The sequence below is a fragment of the Streptomyces sp. IBSNAI002 genome (genome assembly GCF_052244475.1).
In the GTDB taxonomy this organism is placed as follows: Bacteria; Actinomycetota; Actinomycetes; order Streptomycetales; family Streptomycetaceae; genus Streptomyces.
The window spans coordinates 195,428-220,576 of record NZ_JBQPXG010000002.1 but is presented as its reverse complement, the minus strand read 5'-3'; the positions used below and the strand labels follow the sequence as shown (position 1 = coordinate 220,576).

Here is a 25,149-nt window from a genome sequence, read left to right as displayed (position 1 = left end):
CTGTCCCGCCGGCCCCTTGAGAGCCCACTGAGCCGAATTGGAGGGCTCCGCCCAGGGCCGGGGGCTGCTGCACGACCGTGGCGCCGCGCCCGCGTGCGTGACACCCTGGTGGCCGTGATCATCAGGGTGAGTGAGGCACGCGTACGTCCCGGCCGTTTCGAGGCGTTCCACGACATGATCGTCTCTGCGGTGCGTGGGTTCCCCGGCCTGTACCCGGGGCTGCTGGACCACGAGGTGCTGCTCGCACCGCCCGATTCCCTGGTGTACGTCAGCCGTTGGCGCAGCGAGGAGGACCTGGTCGGCTACGCGGGCGAGGGCTGGCGCGACGAGCCCGTGGTTCTGCCGGGCGAGGAGGAGTACCTCGTCGCGCCGCTCCGGGTGCGGCACTTCACGCTCGCGTCCCTGCCGCCGACGACCGGCGCAGGTGCGTAGCAGCGGAGACCACCAGCAGGAGAAGCCCGCCCCGGCGCGGTCTGCCACCCAGGAGCCGACCGTCGACGCCGCCGTGCCCGTCGGATCAGTACGCCTGGTAGGCCCCGAATATGTCGACGATCAGGTCGGCGTCCTTCCAGCCCTGGTTCCAGAAGTTGATGATGCCGAACTCACCGCCACTGGCCTGAACGAGGTTGGGCACGGTCTTGCCGGCCGTCCAGTTCAGGGTGGAGGCATCCGGACGAGGCGGCACGGGTGCGTCGGGCTGGTCGTTCTGCAGCCACGGGAACGGGCTGGGCGCGACGGAGAGGAAGCCGGCCTCCGTCGTGTTGGTCACGGTGGTGTTCAGCACGTACGCCTCGCCGCCCTTGGCCTCGGGGTCGGCCCACTGCGAAACGTACCCGCGGGCCGGCAGGCGCCCGCCCGGCCACCAGCTGCCCGGGTCACGGGTGTCGAGCCACCGGTAGGGCCCGTACGGCAGGTAGGCCGCCTTGCCGTCCTTCGCGTAGTGTCCGACGACGTCGACCACGACGTCCGTGTCCGCCCAGGCTCCGTTGAAGACGCTGATCTTGCCGTCGGGGCCCACGGGCACGATGACCGCGTTGGCCACTGTCTCCCCGGCGGCGAAGTTCAGGCTGGACGCCGTCGGGGGCTGGCCGCCGCCCGGGTAGGCCGACAGGTGGCCGGCCTGCTTCGGGTTGGTCACCGTCACGTTCAGCGCCACCGCCGTGGCGTCCGCGGGCACCCCCTTCAGGCCGCTGATCTGCGTGGAGAAGGTGCTCCGCGAGGCGAGCTGGCCCTTGGCGGTGCCCACGCCTGACCGGGTGTCGACGAAGCGGACCGGGGTCATGGGCGTGTAGCCGCTGGACGAGGACCGGGTGAAGTAGCCCGTGACGTCGGCGATCAGGTCCACCGTGCCCCAGCCGCCGTTGAACAGCTCCACGTAGCCGTCGGTGCCGACCGGCACGATGACCAGGTTCGGGACGGACTGGCCGGCCGTGTAGTTGAGGTTCGACGTGATGGGCTGTGTGGAGCCCTTGCCCGGGAACACCGTCACGTGGCCGTCAGTGGTGGTGTTGGTGACGGTGACGTTGAGGACGACCGCGCGGACATCGGCGGGGATCTTGGCGTTCTCGGCGATCTTCACCCGGGTCGTGCCGCGGGCGGCGACCTTGCCCGCCTTCACGCCCGTGCCGTCACGCGTGTCCAGCAGGCGGGTCGGGGCGTGCGGAGTGAAGTCGGAGCCCGGGGTCAGGTACGTGAACCCGTTCTCGGCCGTGACTCCGTTGACGGCGTCGGTCACCGTCACCGACACCTGGTAGTCGCCGACCTCGGCGTAGGTGTGGGCGAAGGCCGGCTCGGCGGAACCCTTGACGGACTGCTTCTCGGTCTTGCCGTCGCCCCAGTCGACGACGACCTCCAGCGCGACGTCCACGCTGGTGATCTTGGTGTTGAGTTCGAGCCCGAGCGCGGAGTAACTGGCGCCGCCCAGGCTGATGGCGAGGTCCGGGTTGCCCTCGCGGACACTCGAAGCCTGCGGAGCGACGGCCTTGCTCCCGGACGCGCCGTGCACGGTGCGGACGGTTCGTTCCGCGGGGCTGTGCCAGGTCTGGACGGCAGCCCGCTCGGCCTTGCTCTCGCCTGCCACGGCAGACGCGGCCGGCCCCTCGGTGGCCGAGGCCATGCTCGGGACAGCCCCGAGACCCGCCGCCACAAGGGCAGCGGTCATTACGAGTCGGCGATTGCGCACCGGCCCCCCATTTTGTTCGTTCTTTAGATCAAGATGATCAAATCTTGGTCAGAATACCCGGAGTGACGAAGATCGCCGCCACGGCTCCGGCCCCGGCTCCGGCCATTCGCTCGTCAAGGGTCAGCCGATGCGGACGGTGACCGCGGGAAGGGGGATGTCGGCGAGGTTCAGCTGGAGCCCCGTCACGGTCAGGTAGGTCTGCGAGTCGCTCAAGGCGGAGGTGGTGGACGGCGCCTGGGTCTTGCCGCGCGTGCTCACCAGCAGGTACCAGCCCCCGCGCTTGTAGCTGCGGGAGACGTCGGGGCTGTCGCCGCCCGGGTTCAGCGTCCAGCCCTGCCGCTCCAGGTCGGCGCAGATCGCGTTCATCTCCGACTGTGCGGCGGTCTTCTCTCGGACGGCCGTCCAGCCCGTCCTGTCGGAGTCGGCGCCCGCCGGGCCGATCGGGCGGCCCTGTGCCTGGTCGAGGCCCGCCGCACTGACCGCGGCCCGGATCACTTCGTCGACGGCGTCCCGGGTGAGCGGCGGCGACGCGGACTCCGGCGTGGTCGCCACCGCGGACGGGGACGGCGTGGACGCGGGCGCGCCCAAGTGGACGCGTCCGTCACCGTCTATCTGTACCTGGTCCGGCATGACCACGGCGGCCAGACTCACGATCAAGGCCGCGGCCAGCCCGACCCACACCCTCTTCAACAGCGCGTTCAACGCGAAACTCCCCCCGAGTGATCATTCAGGGGGAGTTTCACACATGCCGCCCGGCCCTGGTACCGGCACCGGCAGCCCTCAGGGCCTGTACGGTCGGTCACGTGACGCCTGTGGTCACATGGCGGATCCAGGTTGAGTGCGGCTTAGTCGCGGTAGTCCAACGGCCGGTAGAAGTACTTCTGGTTCCAGTCGCCGGTGTACTTGTAGACGACGGCATCGCCCGTGCGCTGCTTTCCTGCTATGTCGATGACCCCGAGGTGCTTCACGTTGGTGTTGGAAGTCGTAAGGGACAGCCCGATCTTGTGCAGCTGATCCGTATCCGAGATCCACATGGCGTCGAGCACATCCCCGCCGGCCTTGGGGGAACCGCTCTGGGGGGCGAAGTACGTCTTGTTGGTTTCACAGGATGCTGTACGCAGCACAGGATTGGCCGAGTTCGGGTCCTCGATCCCGGCACACTTTCCGGCGTGCGGTCCGGTCATGACGACCAGACGGTACAACTGGCGGATGGACTGGTCATCCATGGCCACCTGCTGACTGCGGATGTTGCCGTCGTCATCCTTGTAGGTCACGGACTGCCAGGCGAATTCGGCATTGCCGTGCAGGATGTTCGCAGGCTCATTGTCCCCGGAGCAGCCGATGTTCCCCTTGCCCCTGAGCTTTCCGTCTCCGTCAATGTCGATGAAAATCCCACGGCCTGAGCTGATAGTGCTGCACTTGTGCGTGGAGTCGAACTCGGTCTGAAGCCTGAAGTTCTCCCCGAAGAGGTTCTTCGAGTTCGGCCTCGCATCGGGCTTCGTCCCCGTGACGTGGTAAGTGTTTCCTGCGGAGAGGAAGCTGCACCCCGCAGCCTTGGCGGCCAGGTATGCGGAGATGTAGGCGCCGCTCGCGTACATGTTGGGGCTGGAGGCGTCCGAGTGGGCATCCAGGACGCGCTTCAGCTCATCGCAGCTCCGGCTGTCCGCGTGGGAGGCGGTAGCCGTGGCGACCTGAACGCCGAATCCACAAACTGCCAGAAGGCTTGCTGTGATGGCAGGAATCGCGGTTTTCCTGAGAACGCGCATGGAGATGGGCTCCGGTCTTTGTGATGGTGTGCTGGTTGTAACACTGGGCAACCCGGGGAGGGTGGGCTTTCAAGTCCTGTGACGGCGACCGCGAAGCGAATGTGGCGTACCGTCAATTTCTTGAGCGCGACCCCGGTAGAACGGGCCGCGCCTGAAATCGCGGGCACCCCCTCAGGGCCTGCCTATTCAGCATGGCAGTCCGCATTGAACCCGGTGTCTGACTTTCGTCAGTATCTGCCGATACGAAAGGAACGCGGCCGTTCGGGCTGGGGGCGGCCATGCCGCGGGCCCGGCCTGTGATGCCTGAGCCGACTGTGTCCGGCGAGGACGGCGCCGGCCCCGGTGTGCCGAGGCGGATGCGCCCCTCTTGGCTATCTGGACGCGGTCCGGAATGACCACGGCGCCCAGACTCACGATCAAGATCGCGGCGGGCGGGATCCGTACCCACTCCAACGCCGCGTCCAATGCGAAACTCCCCCCGAGTGATGATTCAGAGGGAGTCGCACACACATTTCTCTTGCCGGGCGGCCCTTCAGAGACGGGGCCCGCTCAGCTCTGAGAGCAGATCAGCCCCACACGCCGACGTTCTTCTTCTCGGCGACCGTGTCGAGGAAACGGCTTGCCACAAGCCGTCGGCACGACGCCGGGCGAGACACGGACGGGCTGGGCGGGCTCAGGGTGTCCAGTGGTTGCCGGTGACCGCGATCATGGCCTGGAGCTGGATGGTGGACCCGTAGTAGTTGGACGGGTTCAGCGGCGTGGCGTCGAGCTTGTTCCACAGCGCGTCCAGCCAGGACTGGCTCGCCGGGTCGGTGGCGGCGGCCACCGCGAACGGGGCGATGAACGCGGGGGAGGAGCCGTTCTGGGTGACGGTGCCGTCCAGCCGGTAGCCGGTCCGGATCTGGTCGGGGTTGCCGCCGGTGGCCTTCTTGATCCAGGCGTTCATCTTCGCGACGGCGGCCTTCGATCGGCTGTCGCCACTGGTGAGCGCGTCCACACCGATGCGCCAGGGGTCCCGGCAGGCGTTCCAGGAGTATCCGCCGTCGTTCGGGGATTCCAGGACCTGTCCGGTGGCGGGCCGGGGGCCGGTGTCGGTGTTGATCACGAAGTCGGGGAGCAGTCCGGTCATCGGCGCGTAGCGGGACTGGAGGTCGGCGATCAGGTTCTGGTGCTTGTCGCGGACGGTGTCCCAGGACGGGTCCCCGGTCGCCTTCCCGAAGGCCCGGAAGTGGCCCGGCACCCAGTCGGAGGTGCGGCTGATGGTGTCCCACGTACCCGATGACCAGTCGCCCAGGTTGACCAGGCCGGTGCGGGCCACGATCTCGCTCCGCTTGATGGCGTTGATGCGCTTGACCGCGAGGGCCTTGTAGTCGTACGTACCGGTGCTGCCCCACTGCCTGTCCGCGAGCAGCAGCGCGTAGGCGATCTCCAGGTCTCCGTCGGTGGCGGAGTCGCCCCCGTTGACGCTCTGGCAGGCGGAGTTCTGCTCGGCGGCGTGCAGGTCCTTGTCGATGGCGGACGGGTGGTCCAGGACGTACTTCAGGACGCGGTCGAAGGTGGTGCGTGCCTCGGCGTCCGCGCCCGCCATGGTGGCGAGGACCGTCAGGCCGTACCCCTGGGCCTCGGCCACGTACGGGTGGTCGGCGTCCGGGGAGGCGACGGCCGACCAGCCGTTGCCGCAGTCGGAGCGTACGAAGGCGGCCTTCCAGCGCTTGTAGTACTCCACCACCTTCGCGTCGTTGGCCGGCTGGCTGCCGGAGACGGTGATCGTGCCGGGGGCGTAGGAGAAGGTGTGGCTGCCGAAGGGGATGCTCGGACCGCCGACGGGCGGCTTCGCGGGTGTCTGTGTGCGCAGGGTGACCCTGTTGCTCTCGGCGGAGACGTTCCCGGCCGCGCCCTTCGCGCGGACGCTGAAGGAGTACTGGGTGTCCGGGGTCAGTCCGCTCACGGTCCGCTCTCGTGCGGAGCCGCCGACCTCCGCGATGACCGTGCCGCCCCGGAGCACCTCGTAGCCGGTGACGCCGGCGTTGTCCGTGGCCGCGGTCCAGGTCAGCTTGACGGAGGTGGCGCCCAGAACGGAGCCCTCGGCCCGGGGAGCGCCGGGGCGATCGGTTTCGGGGGGCGTGGTAGCGCCGGTGCAGCCGGTCACCGGTGCTCCACCCAGCGAGCAGCCCCGCACGTCCAGTCCGGTACTGCCGTCACCGGAGATCCCGAAGCCGATCTGGACGCTCTGACCGCCGCCGACGGTGTGACCCGGCTTCGGGGTGATGACGACCCTGGTGCCGTGCTGGGCGCTGTCGGTGAACCAGGAGGAGTGGTTCTGGAAGGCGCCGGACGGGACGTCGAACTCCAGCCGCCAGTCTCCGGCCGACTGCCCGCCGGTGTTCCTCACGGTGAACTGGCCCCCGGTGTACCAGGTGCCGCCGCCGTTGGTGGTGAGTGCTCCGCTCCACCCGGCGTCCGGGGACGCCACGGCGGCCATCGGGGTCAGGGCGGCGGCCGCGAGTACGGTCACCACCGCCGCGGCGACGTACGCATGCTTCCGCTTGGGCCTCGTCATCCGGATCACAGGGCCCTCCACGGCGCCGGTTCGGGTCCGGGCTCGGACTCCGATGTGACCAAAGTAGGAGTCCGAGAGGATCATGGGTGTCGTCCTGGGGTGACAGGTGGGGCGTCGAAGGTTGACTCCTGGCGTACCGCGCGGATGCGGCTCTGTTCCGGCCCACCGCCCAGGGCCGGCTTCCCCCGCCCGCTTCGCTCCCGACGTCCCCCGGACGGCGTCCTTCGGCCTTTCGGCGGAAGACGGCCGCCCGCGCGCCCGCCTACGCTCGCGGTGCAGGAGTGCACCCCGACCCGAGTGAGGCCGAATGAGGCCGATGGAGCCGGGCGGCATCATCGGCCTTGGAGTACGGCTCCCCAGGGCGGCCCCGGCCGTGTGAGACAGACGGAGACTCGGCAATGCGCACCGCGAGGCTGATCCAGGTCCTGGTGGCCGACGACAGCGAGATCGTCCGGCACGGGCTGTGTCGCGTGCTGGAATCGGCCGACGACGTCCATGTGGTCGCAGAGGCGTGGGACGGGCAGAGCGCCGTGGAGGCCGCCGGCCGGTTCAGCCCGGACGTGGCGCTGGTCGACATCCACATGCCCGGCGTGGACGGGCTGGCCGCCACCAGGGCGCTGCGTTCCTTGCCGGTCCCGCCGCGGGTCCTGATCCTGACCACGTTCGCCCGGGACGAGTACGTCGACGAGGCGGTCCTGGCCGGAGCGAGCGGATACCTGCTCAAGGACACACCGGCGCTGGACCTGCTGGCCGCGGTCCGACACGTCGCCGCGGGCCGCGCGAGCCTGGATCCGACCGTGACCGCGCGGGTGATGGAACAACTCGCCACGCGTGGCTCCGCACAGCTGACACGCGACGAACGGGTCGTCATGGACTCGTTGACCGTGCGGGAGGTCGAGCTGCTGCGCCTGATCGGGCTCGGGCTGTCCAACGCCCGCATCGGTGAGACCCTCTACTTGACCGAGGGCACGGTCAAAGGCCAGGTGAGCCGCTTGCTGGCCAAGATCGGGGCGGAGAACCGGGTACAGGCGGCACGGCTGGCCTACCGGGCCGGACTGGAAACGTGAGCCGCGTCCCGCCGGGCGAAGGCGGACGCCGACGGCTCCGGCGCGTAGGTCCGCTCCTTCGGACACCCCGGTGCGTGGACGCGGCCGTGGTCGCGGCGTGCGTCCTGATCGGCGTCGGCAACGTCTGGGCGAAACCGTCCAACGGTCTGCTCACCGGCCAGCCGACCGTCGCGATCGCGGTGGTGTCCGGGACGGTCGGGCTGCTGCTGTGGTGGCGGCGCCGGTGGCCCACCCGTACCGCCGTCCTGGTCGCGCTCTGCCACGTCGTCGCCTTCACGCCCACCGCGCTCGCCGTCGCCCTGTACACACTCGGCTTCGCCCGGTACCGCCGGGTCCGCGTGCTCGTGGCCGTCACCGCGCTCGCGGCGCTGACCAGCTTCGTCGCGCTGCGGGCCGCCGACCGGTGGGACGGGCGCGAGCTGATGTACTCCCTCGCCCTGGTGGTCGGCCCCGTGCTCACGGGGTGTGTGGTCGCGTTCCGCAAGGACCTCGCCGAGGCCGCCCGCGCCGAACTGGCCCACGTCGAACGGGAGCACCAGCTGCTGGTGCAGCAGGCCCGGACGGAGGAGCGCGGACACATCGCCCGGGAGATGCACGATGTCGTCGCCCACCGCGTGAGCAACGTGGTGCTGACCGCGAACGCCCTGTCCGTGAGCCAGGCCGCGACCGACCCGGACGTGGCCGGCTACGCGGACCTGATCCGTGAGGAGGGGCACCAGGCGCTGGAGGAACTGCGAGGAATCCTGGGCATCCTGACCCCTGGCCCCGGGGCTCTCGAGGCTCGGAAGACCACCGACGTCCTCGCGGCCTCGCTGCCGGACCTCGTCGAACGCGCCCGCGGGATCGGGCAGGAGGCCGAGCTGACGGTCAACGGCCATCCGGAAGCCCTCCCCTCCAGCACGCAACGGGCCCTGTACCGGGTCGCCCAGGAGGGACTGACCAACGCGGCCAAACATGCTCCCGGCGCCCCGGTGCGCATCGCGGTGGACTGCCGCATCGACGCGGTGAGCGTGACAGTGGACGACGAGGGGTCCGCGCGGCCGGGCGGTGCCGGGCTGCCGGGCAGCGGGTACGGACTCATCGGACTCCAGGAACGGGTCTCCCTGATCGGCGGCACCTTCACCGCGGGCCCGTCGGGATCCGGCTACCGGATCAGCGCGGTGATCCCGCACCCGTAGCCGGCCCGCCCGCCGGCTCGCGCAGCGCAGGCGCACCCCACGCGCATGACCCTCCGTCACTCATCTGCCCCCGACCGCATGCACCGTGCGGCCCCGTCTGCGCAGAGTGGACTGCGGCTGCCCCGGCCGGCCCGCACCGCTGACCACAGCCGGCCGGGCAGCATGCGCATGCGCTGACCAAGCGATCGGAGAAACTGATGAGACGGACGGGCGGGCTCCGGACGGCGGCCGCACTGTGCACCGGAGCCGTGACCGCGGTCCTCTCCCTCGCGCTCTGTCCGGGAGCTGCTCAGGCGGCCGCGGTCACCGAAACGCTGGAGATCTATTCGAAGACCGAGCTCGCCGTTCCGGTCAGCCCGGCCCCGGGGACGGTGTTCACCGGCAACGCCGAGCTGTTCGACGCGGCCGGGAGCAAGATCGGGACGGCGACGGGGGACTGCACCGTCACCGCCGTGTCCGTTGCTCCGGCTGCTGTGACCAGCCTCTGCGATGTGGCGTTCCGCATTGCCTCCCTCGGCACCAGGAGCGGCGACATCTTCACGAGCACCGTGATCACCACCACGACCGGGCTGCCCAGCGTCCTCAATTACGCCGTCACGGGCGGCACGAACGACTTCCGGAACGTGACGGGCGATGCCGTAGGCGTCCTGCAGAAGCCACCCCTGGGGCCGATCCCCGCAGAATTCAAGTTCACCTTCCGCCTGAGCCAGGCCGCCTGACAAGGGGAGCTCCCATACGAGAAGGCCGCCGCTTCCCAGGAAGCGGCGGCCTCACCTACGTCTACCCTGCGACGGGCAGGATCCGATCGAATCCGGGCCCGGACCCGGACCCTAGAATCCCAGTACCTTCCGGTCCATCACAATGGAGACTTGTTCGCCCCCGGATTGGGGGTCGACATCGAAGTAGCCGCTGTCTTCGTCCTGCAGGTAGTGCACTCGCTTCTTCTCAAGGCTGCCGAGCCAGAGATTCAGCATGCAAAGGTTGCTGGAGCCGTCAGTCTTGCCGGATTCAGACAGGTAGCCGGGGATCTGCTGCCAGTTCAGATGCTTTCCGTCGTACTTCAGCTCGACATTGATGCTGTTGACGAGCTTGACCGACCACTTCTTCGCCTCAGGGCTGCCGCACGGCACCGGCTTGAGCGGGTACGCCAGGCAGCGGCCGTCCTTCGTGACCATGAAGGTCCCGAGAGGGAAGTCGGGCTGCTCGGGGAGGTTCTGCAGGGGGATCTTCTCCGGTGTGGCCTCGGACATCAGGAGCTTGTTGTCCTTGACGATCCTGAGCGGGACGCCCATTTCAGGACCGATGAAGCCCCCGTGCCAGCCCAGCCACTTGCCGTCGCCGTACGTCAGGTCGCTGTTCTTGAGGCTGAAGGTGTCGATGACGCCCTTGCCTTCGTATGCCAGCTCGACGTTGTTGCCGGCGACGTTGACGGACCACTTCTTGGCGAGATCCGAGGTGCAGGCCGTCTCGTGGATGCCTCCGTCGACCTGCCCGTTCTCGGCAGTGGGCACCTGGTAGTACAGGCACTGTCCGGCCTGCGTCACCAGGAACGTACCGCCGGGGAACAGCGGCTGGTCGACTCCGTCCTTCACCGGGATCTTGACGACGGGCTGCCTCGGCGGCATGTTCAGGAGCTTGTTGTCCTTCACGACCCTGAGCGGCATGCCCATTTCAGGGCCGATGGCCCCGTTGCGCCAGCCCAGCCACGTGCCGTCCCCGTGCGTCAGGTCGGTGTTGTTGACGGTGAAGGTGTCGACGACGCCTTTGCCGTCGTACTTGAGCTCGACGTCGCCGTTGGCGAGGGTATTGACGGACCACTTCTTGGCAAGGTCCGTGGTGCAGCCTGTCTCCTTGACACCCCCGTCGGCCTGTCCGTTCTCGGCAGTGGGTACCTGGTAGTAGAGGCACTCTCCGGCCTGCGTCACCAGGAAGGTGCCGGCCGGGTAGTCGGGCTGGTCAATCCCGTCCTTGAGCGGAATCTTCCCAGGCGTCGGCGGCGGCGGTGGCGGCGGTGTCCAGGTGTCGTTGACCTTGCTCACCGTCATCAGGTTGCCGTATTGAGCGACGAGTTCGGACTGGACCTTCTCGTTGACCTGGGCGCCCAGCGCCCAGAGCTGGTCGCTCCCGCTGTACTTCAGATCGTCGGTAGAATTCGCTGCAACATCCGCGGCCCTGTCGACGCCTCCGAGGAGCGTCTCCAGATTCAGGTCTTGACCGCCCACACTGAATTTCTCAGCCCGGCCGCCCCCTAGCTTTCCAGATTTCACGCCGGCGTAGAGAGTCGACAGGAGAATGTCTCGCCTCTTTTCCTGGAAGAGCTTTTTTCCGAAGTCGCGATATCCTTCCGCGTTCTTCGGATTGTCGAACATGTCGTAGTGAATTGCCTTCTTCTGTTCCCTGAGCATCTCGGTCGATTCATCATAAAGATGCTGCTTGAGCTGGTCGCGCAAGGCCTGCTTGTTCTTTACGAGGCTGTCGTGCGCTGCCTTGGAGTGATCGCTCTTGGTGTTGTAGGCGTCATCGAGGATGACTTCGGCGTAGGCCGTGTAGGAGGCGGCGAACTGCTCCACGTACTGGTACATCTCCCAGGCGGCCTTGCCTTGCTTCCTGGCAACCTCCTCCCAGCCGGCACCCCACGAAGCCATCAGCATCTTACGAAGGGGGACCTGGAGATCTCCAGCGAGCTGGTCTGCGACCGCCGGCGACGGATCACTCTTGTTGCCGAACAGTTCCAGCAGCCTCTGCGCCCCCGGACTGTTCGGGCCGAACACTGCCGAAACACCGATAGCGGCCAGAGTGGCTCCGCCCTTGGCGATGTTCTCCACGAACGCGTCCCAGCCCTGGGTCGCGAGAACGTAGATCAGCTGACCGACGGCGGTGCCGGCGGAGATGGCGGCTCCGAACGGCCCGGCGACGAGGCCCACGAGGTCAGGGCCCCGGAGTGTTCCCGAGATGTCCGGTTTGGTCATGTGATGCCGTGGAGCCGCAGGACGGCGGTGGGGTCGGTGTGGGCGCGTCTGGCGCTGGCGGCGTTGACCCAGCCGAGGGCCCGGAGGGTGCCGCGGACGATGTCGCCGAGGCCGGCCATGACGGCGGGCGTGTTGCGGGTGCGGATGGTGCGGGCGTCTTCGCCGAAGGTGACGTCGCGGACCCAGTGGACGCTGTTCTCGATCGTCCAGTGGCCGCGGGCCCAGGCTGCGATCTCCTCGGGGCTCGCCTGCTCGGCGGTCAGGTCGGTGACCGCGTAGACGATCTCCTCGGACCACTTCTTCGTGCCGAGCGGGCGGCGCCTGCGGCGGATGCGGACCACCTGGCGGGCGTGGGGGAACAGGAGCCCGTTCACGCTGGCGACCTGCAGTTCACGGATCTCCTCGCGGCCGTGGCCGGACTCACTGGTGCGGTGCAGGACCGGGATCTGCTTCCAGGGAAGGGACTTGAGCTGCCGGGCGAGGTTCTTCTGGTTCCCCTTCACGGACAGCAGGTAGTGGGCGCCGCGCTCCTCGACCAGGTAGCGGGCGTGCTCGCGCTGGGCGTGCAGGGCATCGAGGGTGACCACGGCGTCTTCCAGTTCCTCGTCGGGGATCTGTTCCATGAGGGGCTGGAACTCGGGTATCTCGTTGGTCTTGGCGCCGACCTCGCGGGCGGCGACGGTCAGCGCGTCCTGGTGGCGCACTGCGGAGAACACGTAGACCTGGGAGCCGTCCGGGCGCTTCGCCCCGCGCAGGCACTTGCCATCCCCTGCGAAGACCCGCCGCCGGGCCCGGGACGGTGGTGTGCGTTCGGCGGCGTGGTGAGCGCGACGCTGTTCGCGTTCGGCGAGTCCCTCCGGGGTCCGCGCGCTCGGCGCCCGGTCTGCTGATTGCCGGGCCAGGACGGCCAGTCGCGTGTAGCCGGCTCGGGTCAGCTCGGCCGGGTCGACCTTGCCGTAGGCGTCGCGCAGGGTCTTCTCGTTGGGGCACCGCATCCGGCCGGTCATCGGATCGAACGGACAACCGAGATCGGCCAGGACCTGCTGATCACAGCGACGTGCCCACTCCCCGATCGCGACAAGGGAGTTATGGCCGGCGGTGGTCATCGCACAGACCCCGATCGCCAGCAGCGTCGCCAGCCGGTAGCGCCTCCCACGCGGATCACGCGAGTCCGGGACCTGGGCCAGAGCCTGCAGCAGCCCGTCCGGGACGACCGGCTCCGACGCGGCCAGCGACTGCGCAAGCAGGGGCGCGCACACGGGCACGACGGCCACAGGGCAGGATGAAGCAACGAGCACGGCACCCCTGCAGATCGTGAAGCCTAGAGAACTCCATGATCCACAGGTGCCGTGCTCGCTTCACGCCCAGGGACAACCGGCGCCCACGGGGCCAAATCAGACATTCCCGGAACACTCCGGGGCCCTGCCCACGAGGTACCCCGCGAGGTAGCCGGCGGAAAAGACGGTACCCGCCAGGGCGTCGCGGAGCTTTATGGGATCGGCCAGGACGGCGGGGTTGGCGAGGGTCATGACGGCGCCGACCATGCCGAGGGCCGCACCCGCGCCGCCGAAGTGTCCGCCCTTCAGGGCGACCAGGGATCCGGCGCTGTTGAGGCCTGCGGCCACACCCTCTTGGCCGCCGTCGAGCGTCGCCCGCGCCGTGTCGAAGTAGAGGTAGTTTCCGACGCCGTTGTTGAGGAGACTGACAGCCATCTTGTCGAGGCCCCACCAAGCGTTGGCCACCAGGACGGGGGCCTCGAGCGGGGTGCCTTCCCCACCGATCGTGGAGCCGGCGGTCGGAAGGCTGGAGACCAGGGAAGTGCGGTCGTTCTCGGGCTTGTCGGCCTTCACCTGCGCCAGTCGCTGGCGCGCGAGCTCCAACATCTGGTCGTAGTTCTTGTGCTGGAACGCGGGAATGCCGGGGAGCGCTGTGGAACCGGTGCTCGCCGGCGTGCTCTTCGCCATGGTCGCGGCCATGGCGAGGCCCGCGTCGAAATTCTGCTGCGCGGCGGCGATCTGTGCCGATGTGGCGCCTTGGGCGGTGAGATCGTCGACGACACCCCGGCGGGCGTTGGCTATGGCCGCATTCGCGGTCGCCTGCGAGACGGCGCCCGCCTGCGGGGCCTCCAGAGCAAGGGCCGGCTGGGCGCAAGCGGTGCCGCCGATCGCGAGACTCATGGTCGCGGCGATCGTCAGGGCCGCCTCCCTACTGAAATTCACTGAGCTGTGTCCGTCCTGAAATTGCTGTACTGAAGTGGCCCATGAGGGAATGCCGGAGAGTTGACCGAACCGGTCGAATTGTGGAACGGGCGGGAGATCGCCGCGGGCGAAGGCGACCTTGCACGGTCACGGGAAGTGCGGCATGCCTCCGTGACAGACGTATGCAGCGAGTGGCGGTGCGTGTCAGTAGACGGACGCGTCGGATTCCAGCAGTCGATCTGCTGGGAGGACGCGGAAGCCTTCTATACGGATGCCCGGAAAACGACTGGACCGCTGCCGTGGCGGTAGCCGGGGCGGATCCGCCGACGGCCCCCTCCACGACTCAGCGGATGAATCGCTTCCAGTGAATGGACATTCGTATCACGTGCCTTCTCGGTGCGGCTGAGGGCTGTTCGAAAAGCCTGGGAACCGGGGATCGCCCAGCTGGCCCAGAGTCGAATTCTCTCCGCTTCGAAAGTGCAAGATCTCCCCGACTGACCCCTGCGCCGCTCACTGTAGCCAACCCCGATCGGGATTACGTCATTCTTTCGACCGATGTGACAAGTCATTGGCGAAGCGGCTGAGTGAGCCCTTTTAGGTCCGGGTGTGTCTTTGGTGCCGCAGATGATTTGGTCCCTGACGGCAGAGGAGAGCGGATCGCCCATTCGTGACATGGACCAGGCCGGCACGGTGCCGACGGGGGCAGGAGGGGGAGACGGCCGAAGCAGCGGCGGACAGACCGTCCGCGGCTGTGTGCCGGCTGTCGGGGCCACCGGAGGAGGCGCGACGGCGGGGGGACGGCCACGTGGAGTGCCCCGCCGGGCAGGTGCCGACCGGCGTAGGTGGATCCGGCAGCCCCGCGGTCCTCTTCAACTCCTCGAGCCTGACGGCACTCTCGGGTCGCCGAGCCCGCCGCACCATCCTGCTCACCGGTGCCACCGCCGCGTTGACCGTGTTCGGTGCCACCGGTGCGGTGGCCGCCACACCGGGCAAGCGGCCCGCCGCCGGCCAACTGGACGCCGCGGGGCTGCCGGTGGAACCGACGCGCACTCAACCGTTCTCCATCGTCGGCGTGACCTGGGACGATCCCGGCCGGTCCCTCTCCGGGGCGGTGCAGGTCCGCACCCGTGACAGCGGCAACGGCCAGTGGCGGCCCTGGCAGACCCTGGCGGGCCTGCACCACGGACCCGACGCGACCAGCGGCGAGCAGGGCCGAGGCGGGAGGGAACCGCTGTGGGCCGGCCCGTCGGACGGCGTCCAGTTCCGCGCCGCCGAGACGGCTCGGGCCCTGAACCTGCCCGGGGGCATGGCACTTGCGTGCCTCGACCCGAAGGCCACCGCCTCGACCGCTGCCGCCCCCACGCCTGTCCGCCCGGGCCGGGCCGGGCAGGCCAGCCGGCCGGCGCTCGTCGACCGGGCGGGCTGGGGCGCCAACGAGAACCTGGTCTTCGACCCGCCGCAGTACATGGCCGATGCCAAGGCCGTGTTCGTCCACCACACCGCGGGCGGCAACGACTACGGCCCCTCCGACTCGCCCGCCATCGTCCGAGGAGTCTTCCTCTACCACGTGCAGGAACTGGGTTGGAACGACGTCGGTTACAACCTCTTCGTCGACAAGTACGGCACCCTCTTCGAGGGCCGGGCCGGCGGCATCGAGCGGGCCGTGCGCGCCGCCCACACCTACGGCTTCAACACCGACACCTCCAGCATCGCCCTGCTCGGGAACACCGAGGACGCCGGAGTCGGCACGGCGGTCAAGTCCAGCATCGCCCAGCTGGCCGGCTGGAAGCTGCGCCACCACGGCCACGGCCCGACAGCACGGTCACCCTCCCGGCCGCCGCGGACGGCGGCAACTTCTTCGGTGACACCTGGAAGCTCGGGCAGATGATCGCCCTCCACCGGATCCCCGGCCACCGCGACGGGTTCAACACCCTCTGCCCCGGCCGCGCCCTCTGCCAAGCCCTCCCCGAGATCCGCCAGCTCACGAAGCACCGCAACTCCTAGCTCGGCGCCCGCACCCCCATTGGAGTGGCCCCCACGTCGTACGCCGGCATGGGGGTCACTTCTGTTCGACGCCCGGGACGAGGCGGCCGCGAGCCGTCCCACCCGCTTCGGCCCGCGGCGCATCTCAGGGACGGTGTACCGCGACGGCGGACGGGAGGCGCCGGGCGACCTTGTCCGCCAGCGCCTCGAACTCCGCCCTCATGAACGGAGTCGCCAGTTTCGCCAGGCCCTTGAAGCGGAGGGAGGCCTCGTACCTCAAGAGGGTCTCGTCGCCCGGGCGCGCCTCGAAGCGCATGTCGTCGGTCGCGGTCACCGACTTGTTCGTGCCCACGAAGACCAGGCGGGCCGGCTCTCTGACCTCCAGCCGGTACGTCAACTCGGTGGTACGCCCCCGGAAGCGTGAGGTGTTGCGCCACACGGCACCCGGCCGCACAGGCCCTTCGTCGACCCGGACGCAGGCCACCGTTCCCGGATCCCATTCCGCGCTGCGACGGAAGTCCTCCAGGTAGGAGACCGCCTCGTCAACGGGGACGGGGATGACGATGTTTCGTTCCACCACGATCACCGGATGACCTCCTGGGTCCTGGGTCGGCTCGAACGGACCGCATGCCCAGCCGTTCTCCCTTCTTCTCCCGCTGGGCGCCGGACGGATGCGGGGGAGTGGCCCGAGAGGTGACGCCTACCGGAAAGCGATGCACAAACGCTGCATCTTGCAAGACAAGGGGACGTCGCCCGACCCTGACACCGCCGGGGTGCAACCGCCCGGTGGCCGAAGCCTCCAGCCGGACCACACGACGGGCAAACGGGAGTCGTCATGATCGCAGCGCCTACGGCCCAGCGCCTTCGGCCCCTGGGCCCCGAGCCGACCGACGAGGAGCTCGGCGCCGGCCTCGCCCGCGGCGACGAGGACTCCCTGGCCCTGGCCTACCGGCGGTGGGGCGGCCTCGTGCACACCCTGGCGTGCCGGGCGATCGGGGACTCCCGCGAGGCGGAGGACGTGACGCAGCAGGTCTTCCTCGCCGCCTGGCGCGGTCGCCAGGGGTACCGCCCCGACCGCGGGACGGTCCCCGCCTGGCTGGTCGGCATCGCGCGGCGCAAGATCGCCGACGCCCTCTCCGCGCGCACCCGCAGGACCGAACTGGTCGCCGCCGCCGGAGCCGCTCTGCCGCCGCACGTGGTCTACACGGACGGCACCGAGCGCGTACTGGACCGCATCGTGGTGATGGGCGAACTCGCCCGCCTGCCGCGGGTGCAGCGGGACGTGCTCACCCTCGCGTTCTTCGCAGACCTGACGCAGGCCAGGATCGCCCGGACGACCGGTATGCCGCTCGGCACCGTCAAGAGCCATGCCCGGCGCGGGCTCCAGCGACTGCGCGGCAGCCTCGCACCACCCCCCGAGGCCTGCCCCGCCGACGACGAGACGGCCGCCCGTCCGTCCGCGGCAACCGGGCCGGTACCCGGCACCGCGCCGGAGAAAGACGGACCCGTCCGCCGGGGCGAGGGCGCCGAATCACATCAGAGGGCAAGCCGAACAGCCGACGGTACGAGGGGGAACGGATGAACCGGCGAAGCGTCGCCGTCGTCGGAGCCGGAGTGGCGGGCCTGACCGCCGCCCACATCCTGTCGCGCACGCATGACGTGGTCCTGTACGAGGCCGACTCCCGGCTCGGCGGCCACGCCCATACCCATGAGCTCCCGACCCGCGCGTGCGGCACCGTCCGCGTGGACACCGGTTTCATCGTCCACAACGAACGCACCTACCCGAACCTCCTGCGGCTCTTCCGTGAACTCGGTGTCGCCACCCAGGACTCCGAGATGAGCATGTCCGTACGGTGCGACGGCTGCGGTCTGGAATACGCCGGTGCCCGCGGCCCGCGCGGGCTGCTCGGCGCGGGCAACGCACTGCGTGGCCGCCACCTGCGGATGCTCGCCGACGTACCGCGCTTCCACCGGTCCGCCCGCCGGCTGCTCGCCTCCGGGGACGACTCCCAGACCCTCGGCTCCTTCCTGAACCGGAACGGCTTCTCTCCCTACTTCGTCGGCCACTTCGCCCTGCCGCTCGTCTCCGCCGTCTGGTCCTGCGCGCCGGACACCTCCCTGCTGTACCCGGCCGCCTACCTCTTCCGGTTCCTCGACCACCACGGGCTGCTCTCCACCACCGGATCGCCGCAGTGGAAGACCGTGACCGGAGGCTCCGCCGCCTACGTGGAGAAGGCGGCCAAGGGCCTCGCCGCCGTCCGCACCGCCACGCCCGTCCGGACGGTCGAACGCGGACCCGACCACGCACGCGTGACCACCCGAGACGGGGAGACCGAGGTGCACGCCGCCGTCGTGGTGGCCGTCCACCCCGACCAGGCCCTGCGGATGCTGGCAGACGCCACCGCGGACGAGCGCCGCGTCCTGGGAGCGTTCACGTACTCCCGCAACCCCACCGTCCTGCACCGGGACACCAGCGTTCTCCCGCGGTCACCGCACGCGCGAGCGTCCTGGAACTACTGGATCCCCTCCTGCGCCGCACGCCCCGGTTCCGTGCGGGTGAGTTACGACATGAACCGGCTCCAGCGCCTGCCCCTGACCGAGCCGCACATCGTGACCCTCAACCCCGACGGCCGTGTCGACGAGAGCACCGTGATCGCACGCATGGTGTACGAACACCCCGTCTACACCCCCCGTTCCGTCGCGGCACAGCGAGAACTCCCCGGCCTCGCCACATCCGTCACCGCCTTCGCCGGTGCCTACCACGGCTGGGGCTTCCACGAGGACGGCTGCCGTTCCGGAGTCGAGGCCGCCCGCGCTCTGGGGGTGACCTGGTGAGCTTCGAGGTCACGCCTGCCGACTCCGCGATACCAGCACCGGCATCCGTACCCGTACCCGTACCGGCATCCGTACCCGCGCTCTACACCTGCGAGGTCGGCCACACCCGCGTCCAGCCGGTCAGGCATTCCCTGCGCAGGCGCACGTACCTCTGGCTCGTCGACCTCGACGACCTGCCCCGACCGCCCCGCCTCCTGCGCCCCCTCGCCCGCTTCGACGCCAGCGACCACTTCGGCGGGCGGGCCCGCACGATCCGGGCCGGCCTCGACGCCTACCTGATGGCCCAGGGCGTACGGAACGCCGACGGCCGCGTCCTGATGCTCGCCCACGCCCGGGTCCTCGGCCACGTCTTCAACCCGCTCACGCTGTACTGGTGCCACGACCGGACCGGCCGGCCCGTCTGCGTCGTCGCCGAGGTGCACAACACCTACGGAGGCCGGCACTGCTACCTCCTGCGGCCCGCGGAGGACGGCAGCGCCGACGTCGCCAAGGACTTCTACGTCTCGCCGTTCTTCGACGTCGAAGGCTCCTACCGGATGCGGGTTCCGCTGCCCGGCGAGCGTCTCGACCTCACCGTCCAACTGCGGCTCCCGGACGGATCCCGGCCGCTCACCGCCACGGTCCGAGGCCGCCACCGCCCGGCCGACGCGCGCGGTCTGCTCACCGCGGCGCTGCGCCACCCCTGGTCCACCGCGGCCGTCAGCGCCGGCATCCGCTGGCACGGCATCCGGCTGTACCTCAAGGGACTTCCTGTCCGACCCCGACCCCGACCCGTTACGCCCACCAGGGAAGGCATGTTGTGACTGTCTCCACCGCCTCGGCCGCTCAAGCCTCCACCGTCCCCGGCGGCCGACCGGTCGTCATCGGCGTCGATCCGGCGCGATGGCCCGACGTGGCGCGCCTCCCACCCGCCTCCGCCGTCCGTACGGCCATCGCCCGGCGCGTCGTCGAACGCGCCCTCACCAGGCTGCCCCTCCGGCTGCGGAACGGTGGCGACCGCGAGACGGACGGCGGGGTCGGCGCGCCGGCGCTGACGTTGCGTGACCCGGCCGCGTTCCACCGGCGGATCGGCGCCGACGGCCTGATCGGCTTCGGTGAGTCGTACATGGCCGGGGAATGGGACAGCGACGACCTCGTCGGCGTGCTCACCGTGCTCGCGGCCCATGTGGACCAGCTCGTACCCGCCTCGCTCCGCCGGTTGCGGGGCGTCTGGGCGCACCGACGGCCCGCCCGCGACCGCAACACCCTCGACGGTGCCCGTGAGAACATCCACCGGCACTACGACCTGTCGAACGACCTGTTCGCCCTCTTCCTCGACCCGAGCCTCATGTACTCCTCGGCCGTCTTCGAGACCCTTCCCGCCGCACCGGACGCGCTCACCGCCGCCCAGCACCGCAAGATCGACCGGCTGCTCGATCTCGCGGCCGTCGGCCCCGGCACCCGGCTGCTCGAGATCGGCACGGGCTGGGGAGAACTCGCCGTCCGCGCCGCGGCCCGGGGGGCCGACGTCCTGACCGTCACGCTCTCCCGGGAGCAGCGCGACCTGGCGCTGCGGCGCGTCGCAGACGCCGGCATGGAGGGGCGGGTGGACGTCGAGATCCGTGACTACCGTCAGATCGAGGGCCGGTACGACGCCGTCGTCAGCGTCGAGATGATCGAGGCGGTCGGCGCCGAGTTCTGGCCCGACTACTTCGGCGCCCTGCGCCGGCTCCTCGCCCCCGGGGGCAGCGTTGCCGTCCAGGCCATCACGATGCCGCACCAGCGGATGCTCGCCACGGCACGGACGCACACCTGGATCAGCAAGTACGTCTTCCCCGGCGGCCTGATCCCGTCGCCGGACGCCATCAGCCGGGAGTCCGCCGCGGCCGGCCTGAGCATCACCCACGACACCGGTTTCGGCGACCACTACGCCGAGACGCTCCGGATGTGGAGGGAGCGGTTCGTCCAGCGGTCGGCGGAGGTCGACGCGCTCGGCTTCGACCCGGTCTTCCGCCGCATGTGGGAGCTGTACCTGGCCTACTCCGAGGCCGGCTTCCGCTCGCACTGCCTCGACGTACGCCAGCTCCGCCTCGTCGCGGCCGGCCCGGAACGCGAGGCGTCCCGGTGAACGCGTCCGCCTCCGCCTCCGCGTTCGCCGTCAACCTGGCAGCGGCGGCGGGAGCCGCGCTCGCGGTCATGCTGGTCACGTTCGCCCTGGCACTGGTCAAGGGCGTCCACCGGATCGTCGATGTCGCCTGGGGCCTGGCGTTCACCGCCGTCGCACTGGTCACCTACGGGCTCTCCGCCGGCCACGGTGACGACGTACGCCGCCTCGCCGTGACCCTGGCGACCTGTCTGTGGGGGCTGCGGCTCGCGTTCCACATCGCCCGCCGCGGACGCGGACACGGCGAGGATCCCCGCTACGCACGGATGCTCTCCCGGGTTCCCGGCAATCCCGCTCTCGTCGCGCTGCGCAAGGTCTACCTCCTCCAGGGCGCCCTGGTCTGGCTCGTCTCGCTCCCCGTACAGGCGGCGGCGTACCTGACCGAAGGAGTGGACGTCCTCCTGGTCATCGGCCTGGTCCTGTGGGCGGCGGGGCTGGGCTTCGAGGCCGTCGGCGACCACCAGCTCGGCCGTTTCAAGGCCGACCCCGCGAACCGGGGCCGGGTCATGGACCGGGGACTCTGGGCCTGGACCCGGCACCCCAACTACTTCGGCGACTTCCTCGTCTGGTGGGGCCTCTACCTGGCCGCCTGCGCGACCTGGCCGACCGCGGTCCTCACCGTCGTATCGCCCCTGGTGATGAGCGGACTGCTCATCTGGGGGAGCGGCAAACGGATGCTGGAAGCCCATATGGCGCAGCGCCCCGGCTACGCGGCCTACCGGGCCCGTACGAGCGGTTTCCTTCCCCGGCCCCCGCGTCAGGCGGCAAGCGGGACCGGCCCGTGGTGACGGCCGAGAGCCGACGGGTCCGCGGGGTCCGCGGGCTCCGAGCGCGTGCGGCCGGGCCCCTGCGCGTCGTGAGCTCACCGGCCGACCCCAACGCCGCGGTCCTCCTCCTGCACGGGGGCCGCTCGGTGGGCCTCGAGCCGCCTCCCCTGATCAACCTTCCCGCACTGCGCATGCGGCCCTTCGCCGGCGGCGTCGCGCGCACCCTCGCGGACCGGGACGTGCTCGTGGCGATGGTCCGTTACCGTCACCGAGGCTGGAACGGGCGCCGCCGGGACGCGGCACGGGACGCCGAGGCCGCCCTCGCGCTGCTGAGGCGCACCGCGGGCGAGATCCCGGTCGTGCTCGTCGGCCACTCGATGGGCGGCCGGGCCGCGTTGTGCGCCGCCGGGGATCCGACGGTCCGCGGCGTGGTGGCCCTGGCCCCCTGGTGCCCGCCCGGAGAGCCCGTCGCCCACCTCGCGGGACGCACGGTCTACGTGCTGCACGACGAGGCCGACCGGATCACCTCGGCGCGGGAGTCGTGGGAATTCGTCCGCAGGGCTCGGGCGGCGGGTGCCCACGCCGTCGCAATTCCGATGCGCGGGGGAGGGCACGCGATGCTGGGCTGCTCTGCCGGCTGGCAGCGCCACACCGTACGCCTGGTCTCCGAACTGCTGGCACCGGGCACGTGATCACATGAGCAGCCGTCAGCGCCGAGGCGTCCGAAGGGCTCCGAGCTCCTCGTTGAGCGCGGTGAGGAAGCGCAGTGCGGTGGCCAGCTCCTGGTCGTCGAACTGCGCCCTCGCCTGCGTGGCCGCCTGCGCCAGCGGGTGGAAGTACAGCCGGGCGACGGCTCGTGCGCTCTCCACGTAGTGCACGTGCACCACACGCCGGTCCGTGCTCGCCCGGGCCCTGCGAATGTGCCCCGCCGCTTCGAGACGGTCGAGACACGCCGTGACCGCGCCCGAGGTCAGCCCCAGCTGTTCCCGCAACCGGCCGGGTGTCAGGGGTTCCGGGCTGTCGAGGATGAGGCCGAGCGCCTGCACGTCGGTGGGGTGCAGGCCGTGGGTGGCCGCGAAACCCTGGACCAGCCGGCTGATCTCGCCGTGCGTACGGCGCAGTGCGACGGCGAAGTTCTGCAGGTCGCCGGGCACCGGCGCGGGGGGCGACGCCGTCTCTCCGTCATCGGTACTGGCCACGCGGTCACCCTACGCGGCGCGACCCCGGGCGGATCACCCCCCGGCACCAGATCTCTCAATCATTGAGATATTTTGCTTTCGACCAATCGAATGGCGCCCTGAAAGGCAGACATGAGAAGCACATCGCGCTGGGCACGCTGGCTGGTTCCGCTCGCGCTGCTGGTGGTCTGGCTGGGCATCGGAGCCACGCTCGGCCCGTACGCGGGGAAGCTCGGCGAGGTCGCCACGAACGACCAGGCCGCGTTCCTGCCGCGCAGCGCCGAGTCGACCCGGGTCATCGAAGCCCGCAGGCCGTTCGAACGATCGGAATCGGTGCCCGCGATCGTCGTGTGGACCGGCAAGGGCGGCCGGGTGACGGACGCCCAGCGCGAGGCCGCGACCCGGGCCGTGGCCGCTCTGGCAGGACGTACCGGGATCGAGGGTGCCCCCTCGCCGGCGATGGCCTCACAGGACGGCCAGGCACTCCAGGCCGTCGTACCCCTGGCCCCCGGCCTGGGGGAGGAGCTGCCGGTCGTCCTCGACGAGGTACGCGCGGCCGCTCGTACGGTCCCCGACGCGCAGGTCGAGATCGCCGGCCCGGCCGCCGCCCAGGCCGATCTGTCGGACGCCTTCGCCGGGATCGACGGACTCCTCGTGGGCGTGGCACTGGCGGCCGTCCTGCTTATCCTGCTGCTGGTCTACCGGAGCGTCCTGCTGCCCCTGGTGATCATCATCAGCGCCGTCTTCGCGCTGGGCCTGGCCTGCGCGGTGGTCTACGCGCTGGCCGACCGCGACATCGTGCGGGTCGACGGGCAGGTCCAGGGCATCCTGTCGATCCTCGTCATCGGTGCCGCGACCGACTACGCCCTGCTGCTCGCAGCCCGCTACCGCGAGGAACTCGCCGTACGGGGCGACCGCGCGGCAGCGGCCGTTGCGGCCGTACGCAGGTCCGCAGGAGCCATCGTCGCCAGTGCGGCCACCGTGGCCCTCGGGCTGATCGCCCTGCTGGCCAGCGATCTCACGAACAACAGGGCACTCGGCCCGGTGGGTGCGATCGGGATCGTCTGCGCGGTGCTGAGCACGCTGACGTTCCTTCCGGCCGCCCTCGTGCTGCTGGGCCGCGCCGCCTACTGGCCGGCCACCCCCAGACCCTCGGACGCGACGACGGAAGGCCACCGGGTGTGGCGTCGCGTCGCCGCGCTCATCGACCGCGCACCACGGCGGGTCTGGGTCTCCACCGCGCTCGTGCTCCTCGCGCTCGCCGCCTTCGCGCCGGGCCTGTCCTCCAAGGGAGTACCGCTCGACGAGATCTTCGTGAACGACGCTCCGTCCGTCAGCGCGCAGAAGACCCTCGGCCGGCATTTCCCGGGCGGATCGGGGAACCCCACCGTCGTCATCACCGACGCCGATCACGCTGAGGAGATCACGCGGGCGACGGCGCAGACCGAGGGTGTCGCGTCCGCGGCGCCCGTCACCGCTTCCGGCCGTCCGGGCGCCGGCTCGCCGCTCGTCGTCGACGGCCGCGTCCGCATCGACGCGACGCTCACGGACGCCGCCGACAGCGACGCCGCGAAGGAGACCGTGCAGCGGCTGCGCGACCGGGTCCACGCCGTTCCAGGAGCGGACGCCCTGGTAGGCGGCTACACGGCCCAGCAGTACGACACGCAGCGGACCTCGGAGCGCGACCGGACCGTCATCGTCCCCGTCGTCCTCGGCATCATCCTGCTCATCCTCGTGCTGCTGCTCCGCTCGCTGCTCGTGCCCCTGCTTCTGGTGGCCACCGTGGCGCTCAACTTCTTCGCCACGCTGGGCGTGGCGGCCCTCGTGTTCGAGCACCTGCTCGGCTTCAGCGGCACCGATGCCTCCGTGCCCTTGTACGGGTTCGTCTTCCTGGTCGCGCTCGGCGTGGACTACAACATCTTCCTGATGTCACGCGTGCGCGAGGAGTCCCTCATCCACGGCACGCGGCAGGGAGTCCTGCGCGGGCTGACCACGACCGGGGGAGTGATCACCTCGGCCGGTGTGGTCCTCGCGGCGACGTTCGCGGCGCTCACGGTCATCCCGCTGGCCTTCCTCGTCCAGATCGCCTTCATCGTCGCCTTCGGGGTCCTCCTCGACACCCTGGTCGTCCGTTCCCTGCTCGTTCCCGCGCTGGTCATCGACATCGGTCCACGCGCCTGGTGGCCCGGCAGCCTCGCCCGACGCGCCGCCTCCGACCCGCCGCATCCGTCAGGCGCGGAACGGCGGAAGAGATCACAGTAGACGCGCAGAAGTCCGCCGGGTGATCTCGAGAGCACGCGCGGCGGTCGACATACGGGAGTCG

At 70.1% G+C, this 25,149-nt stretch carries 20 protein-coding genes and 1 pseudogene; 12 read left to right on the top strand and 9 right to left on the bottom strand.

From position 1 onward, the window contains the following. Positions 1-93: 93 nt before the first annotated feature. Positions 94-432 (top strand): antibiotic biosynthesis monooxygenase family protein, encoded by a 339-nt coding sequence (locus tag ACTVZO_RS01275; protein WP_443296507.1) that lies wholly within the window; start codon positions 94-96, stop codon positions 430-432. A gap of 85 nt (positions 433-517) precedes the next feature. Here ACTVZO_RS01275 and ACTVZO_RS01270 read toward each other — a convergent pair whose 3' ends face one another. From ACTVZO_RS01270 to ACTVZO_RS01255, 4 genes are all read right to left on the bottom strand, one after another. Beyond that, entirely contained in the window at positions 518-2,161 is a 1,644-nt protein-coding gene (locus ACTVZO_RS01270; RefSeq protein ID WP_443296506.1) for a PKD domain-containing protein, read from the bottom strand. Between the two features lie 141 nt (positions 2,162-2,302). Further along, positions 2,303-2,884: a hypothetical protein gene (locus ACTVZO_RS01265; protein ID WP_443296505.1), complete on the bottom strand. Its 582-nt coding sequence runs from the start codon at positions 2,882-2,884 to the stop codon at positions 2,303-2,305. 143 nt (positions 2,885-3,027) lie between these two features. After that, on the bottom strand, positions 3,028-3,948 hold the full coding sequence (locus ACTVZO_RS01260; RefSeq protein WP_443296504.1) for a hypothetical protein: 921 nt from the start codon (positions 3,946-3,948) through the stop codon (positions 3,028-3,030). A 673-nt stretch (positions 3,949-4,621) separates the two neighbouring features. After that, positions 4,622-6,508, bottom strand: coding sequence for a glycosyl hydrolase family 8 (locus tag ACTVZO_RS01255; RefSeq protein WP_443303015.1), 1,887 nt, complete (start codon positions 6,506-6,508; stop codon positions 4,622-4,624). Positions 6,509-6,906: 398 nt separating this feature from the next. Here ACTVZO_RS01255 and ACTVZO_RS01250 point away from each other — a divergent pair, with 398 nt between their 5' ends. The 3 genes from ACTVZO_RS01250 to ACTVZO_RS01240 all read left to right on the top strand — a co-directional run bounded on the left by ACTVZO_RS01250 (position 6,907) and on the right by ACTVZO_RS01240 (position 9,472). Beyond that, positions 6,907-7,575, top strand: coding sequence for a response regulator (locus ACTVZO_RS01250; RefSeq protein ID WP_443296503.1), 669 nt, complete (start codon positions 6,907-6,909; stop codon positions 7,573-7,575). A 74-nt stretch (positions 7,576-7,649) separates the two neighbouring features. Then, a complete protein-coding gene (locus ACTVZO_RS01245; protein ID WP_443296502.1) occupies positions 7,650-8,753 on the top strand; it encodes a sensor histidine kinase in 1,104 nt (367 codons plus the stop codon). Positions 8,754-8,950: 197 nt separating this feature from the next. Beyond that, positions 8,951-9,472: a hypothetical protein gene (locus ACTVZO_RS01240; protein ID WP_443296501.1), complete on the top strand. Its 522-nt coding sequence runs from the start codon at positions 8,951-8,953 to the stop codon at positions 9,470-9,472. Between the two features lie 111 nt (positions 9,473-9,583). Here ACTVZO_RS01240 and ACTVZO_RS01235 read toward each other — a convergent pair whose 3' ends face one another. From ACTVZO_RS01235 to ACTVZO_RS01225, 3 genes are all read right to left on the bottom strand, one after another. Further along, positions 9,584-11,677: a hypothetical protein gene (locus ACTVZO_RS01235; RefSeq protein WP_443296500.1), complete on the bottom strand. Its 2,094-nt coding sequence runs from the start codon at positions 11,675-11,677 to the stop codon at positions 9,584-9,586. A gap of 41 nt (positions 11,678-11,718) precedes the next feature. Beyond that, entirely contained in the window at positions 11,719-13,020 is a 1,302-nt protein-coding gene (locus ACTVZO_RS01230; protein ID WP_443296498.1) for an ISAs1 family transposase, read from the bottom strand. Positions 13,021-13,116: 96 nt separating this feature from the next. Continuing rightward, entirely contained in the window at positions 13,117-13,899 is a 783-nt protein-coding gene (locus tag ACTVZO_RS01225) for a hypothetical protein (protein ID WP_443296497.1), read from the bottom strand. Positions 13,900-14,725: 826 nt separating this feature from the next. On the opposite strand from ACTVZO_RS01225, the gene ACTVZO_RS01220 reads away from it, so the two are divergent. Continuing rightward, positions 14,726-15,808 carry an N-acetylmuramoyl-L-alanine amidase gene (locus tag ACTVZO_RS01220; protein WP_443296496.1) on the top strand — a complete coding sequence of 361 codons (1,083 nt, stop codon included), beginning with the start codon at positions 14,726-14,728 and terminating at the stop codon, positions 15,806-15,808. A gap of 240 nt (positions 15,809-16,048) precedes the next feature. On the opposite strand, the gene ACTVZO_RS01215 is transcribed toward ACTVZO_RS01220, so the two are convergent. Further along, entirely contained in the window at positions 16,049-16,483 is a 435-nt protein-coding gene (locus ACTVZO_RS01215; RefSeq protein ID WP_443296495.1) for an SRPBCC family protein, read from the bottom strand. A 255-nt stretch (positions 16,484-16,738) separates the two neighbouring features. Here ACTVZO_RS01215 and ACTVZO_RS01210 point away from each other — a divergent pair. The 6 genes and pseudogenes from ACTVZO_RS01210 to ACTVZO_RS01185 form a co-directional block, all read left to right on the top strand. After that, positions 16,739-17,314 (top strand): annotated as a pseudogene (locus ACTVZO_RS01210) (sigma-70 family RNA polymerase sigma factor); the annotation flags it as partial. A gap of 167 nt (positions 17,315-17,481) precedes the next feature. Next, positions 17,482-18,738, top strand: coding sequence for an NAD(P)/FAD-dependent oxidoreductase (locus tag ACTVZO_RS01205; RefSeq protein ID WP_443296494.1), 1,257 nt, complete (start codon positions 17,482-17,484; stop codon positions 18,736-18,738). A gap of 29 nt (positions 18,739-18,767) precedes the next feature. Further along, the gene (locus ACTVZO_RS01200) at positions 18,768-19,541 is read left to right on the top strand and encodes a DUF1365 domain-containing protein (RefSeq protein ID WP_443303014.1); all 774 of its coding nucleotides are present in this window, start codon (positions 18,768-18,770) and stop codon (positions 19,539-19,541) included. Beyond that, a complete protein-coding gene (locus ACTVZO_RS01195; RefSeq protein WP_443296493.1) occupies positions 19,538-20,845 on the top strand; it encodes a class I SAM-dependent methyltransferase in 1,308 nt (435 codons plus the stop codon). The genes ACTVZO_RS01200 and ACTVZO_RS01195 overlap by 4 nt, the downstream gene beginning before the upstream one ends. Further along, positions 20,842-21,669 (top strand): DUF1295 domain-containing protein, encoded by an 828-nt coding sequence (locus tag ACTVZO_RS01190; protein ID WP_443296492.1) that lies wholly within the window; start codon positions 20,842-20,844, stop codon positions 21,667-21,669. The genes ACTVZO_RS01195 and ACTVZO_RS01190 overlap by 4 nt, the downstream gene beginning before the upstream one ends. Positions 21,670-21,737: 68 nt before the next feature. Continuing rightward, the gene (locus ACTVZO_RS01185) at positions 21,738-22,340 is read left to right on the top strand and encodes an alpha/beta fold hydrolase (protein ID WP_443296491.1); all 603 of its coding nucleotides are present in this window, start codon (positions 21,738-21,740) and stop codon (positions 22,338-22,340) included. A gap of 15 nt (positions 22,341-22,355) precedes the next feature. Here ACTVZO_RS01185 and ACTVZO_RS01180 read toward each other — a convergent pair whose 3' ends face one another. Next, positions 22,356-22,847 (bottom strand): MarR family winged helix-turn-helix transcriptional regulator, encoded by a 492-nt coding sequence (locus ACTVZO_RS01180; RefSeq protein ID WP_443296490.1) that lies wholly within the window; start codon positions 22,845-22,847, stop codon positions 22,356-22,358. A gap of 111 nt (positions 22,848-22,958) precedes the next feature. Here ACTVZO_RS01180 and ACTVZO_RS01175 point away from each other — a divergent pair, with 111 nt between their 5' ends. Continuing rightward, on the top strand, positions 22,959-25,088 hold the full coding sequence (locus ACTVZO_RS01175) for an MMPL family transporter (RefSeq protein WP_443296488.1): 2,130 nt from the start codon (positions 22,959-22,961) through the stop codon (positions 25,086-25,088). Positions 25,089-25,149 lie beyond the last annotated feature (61 nt).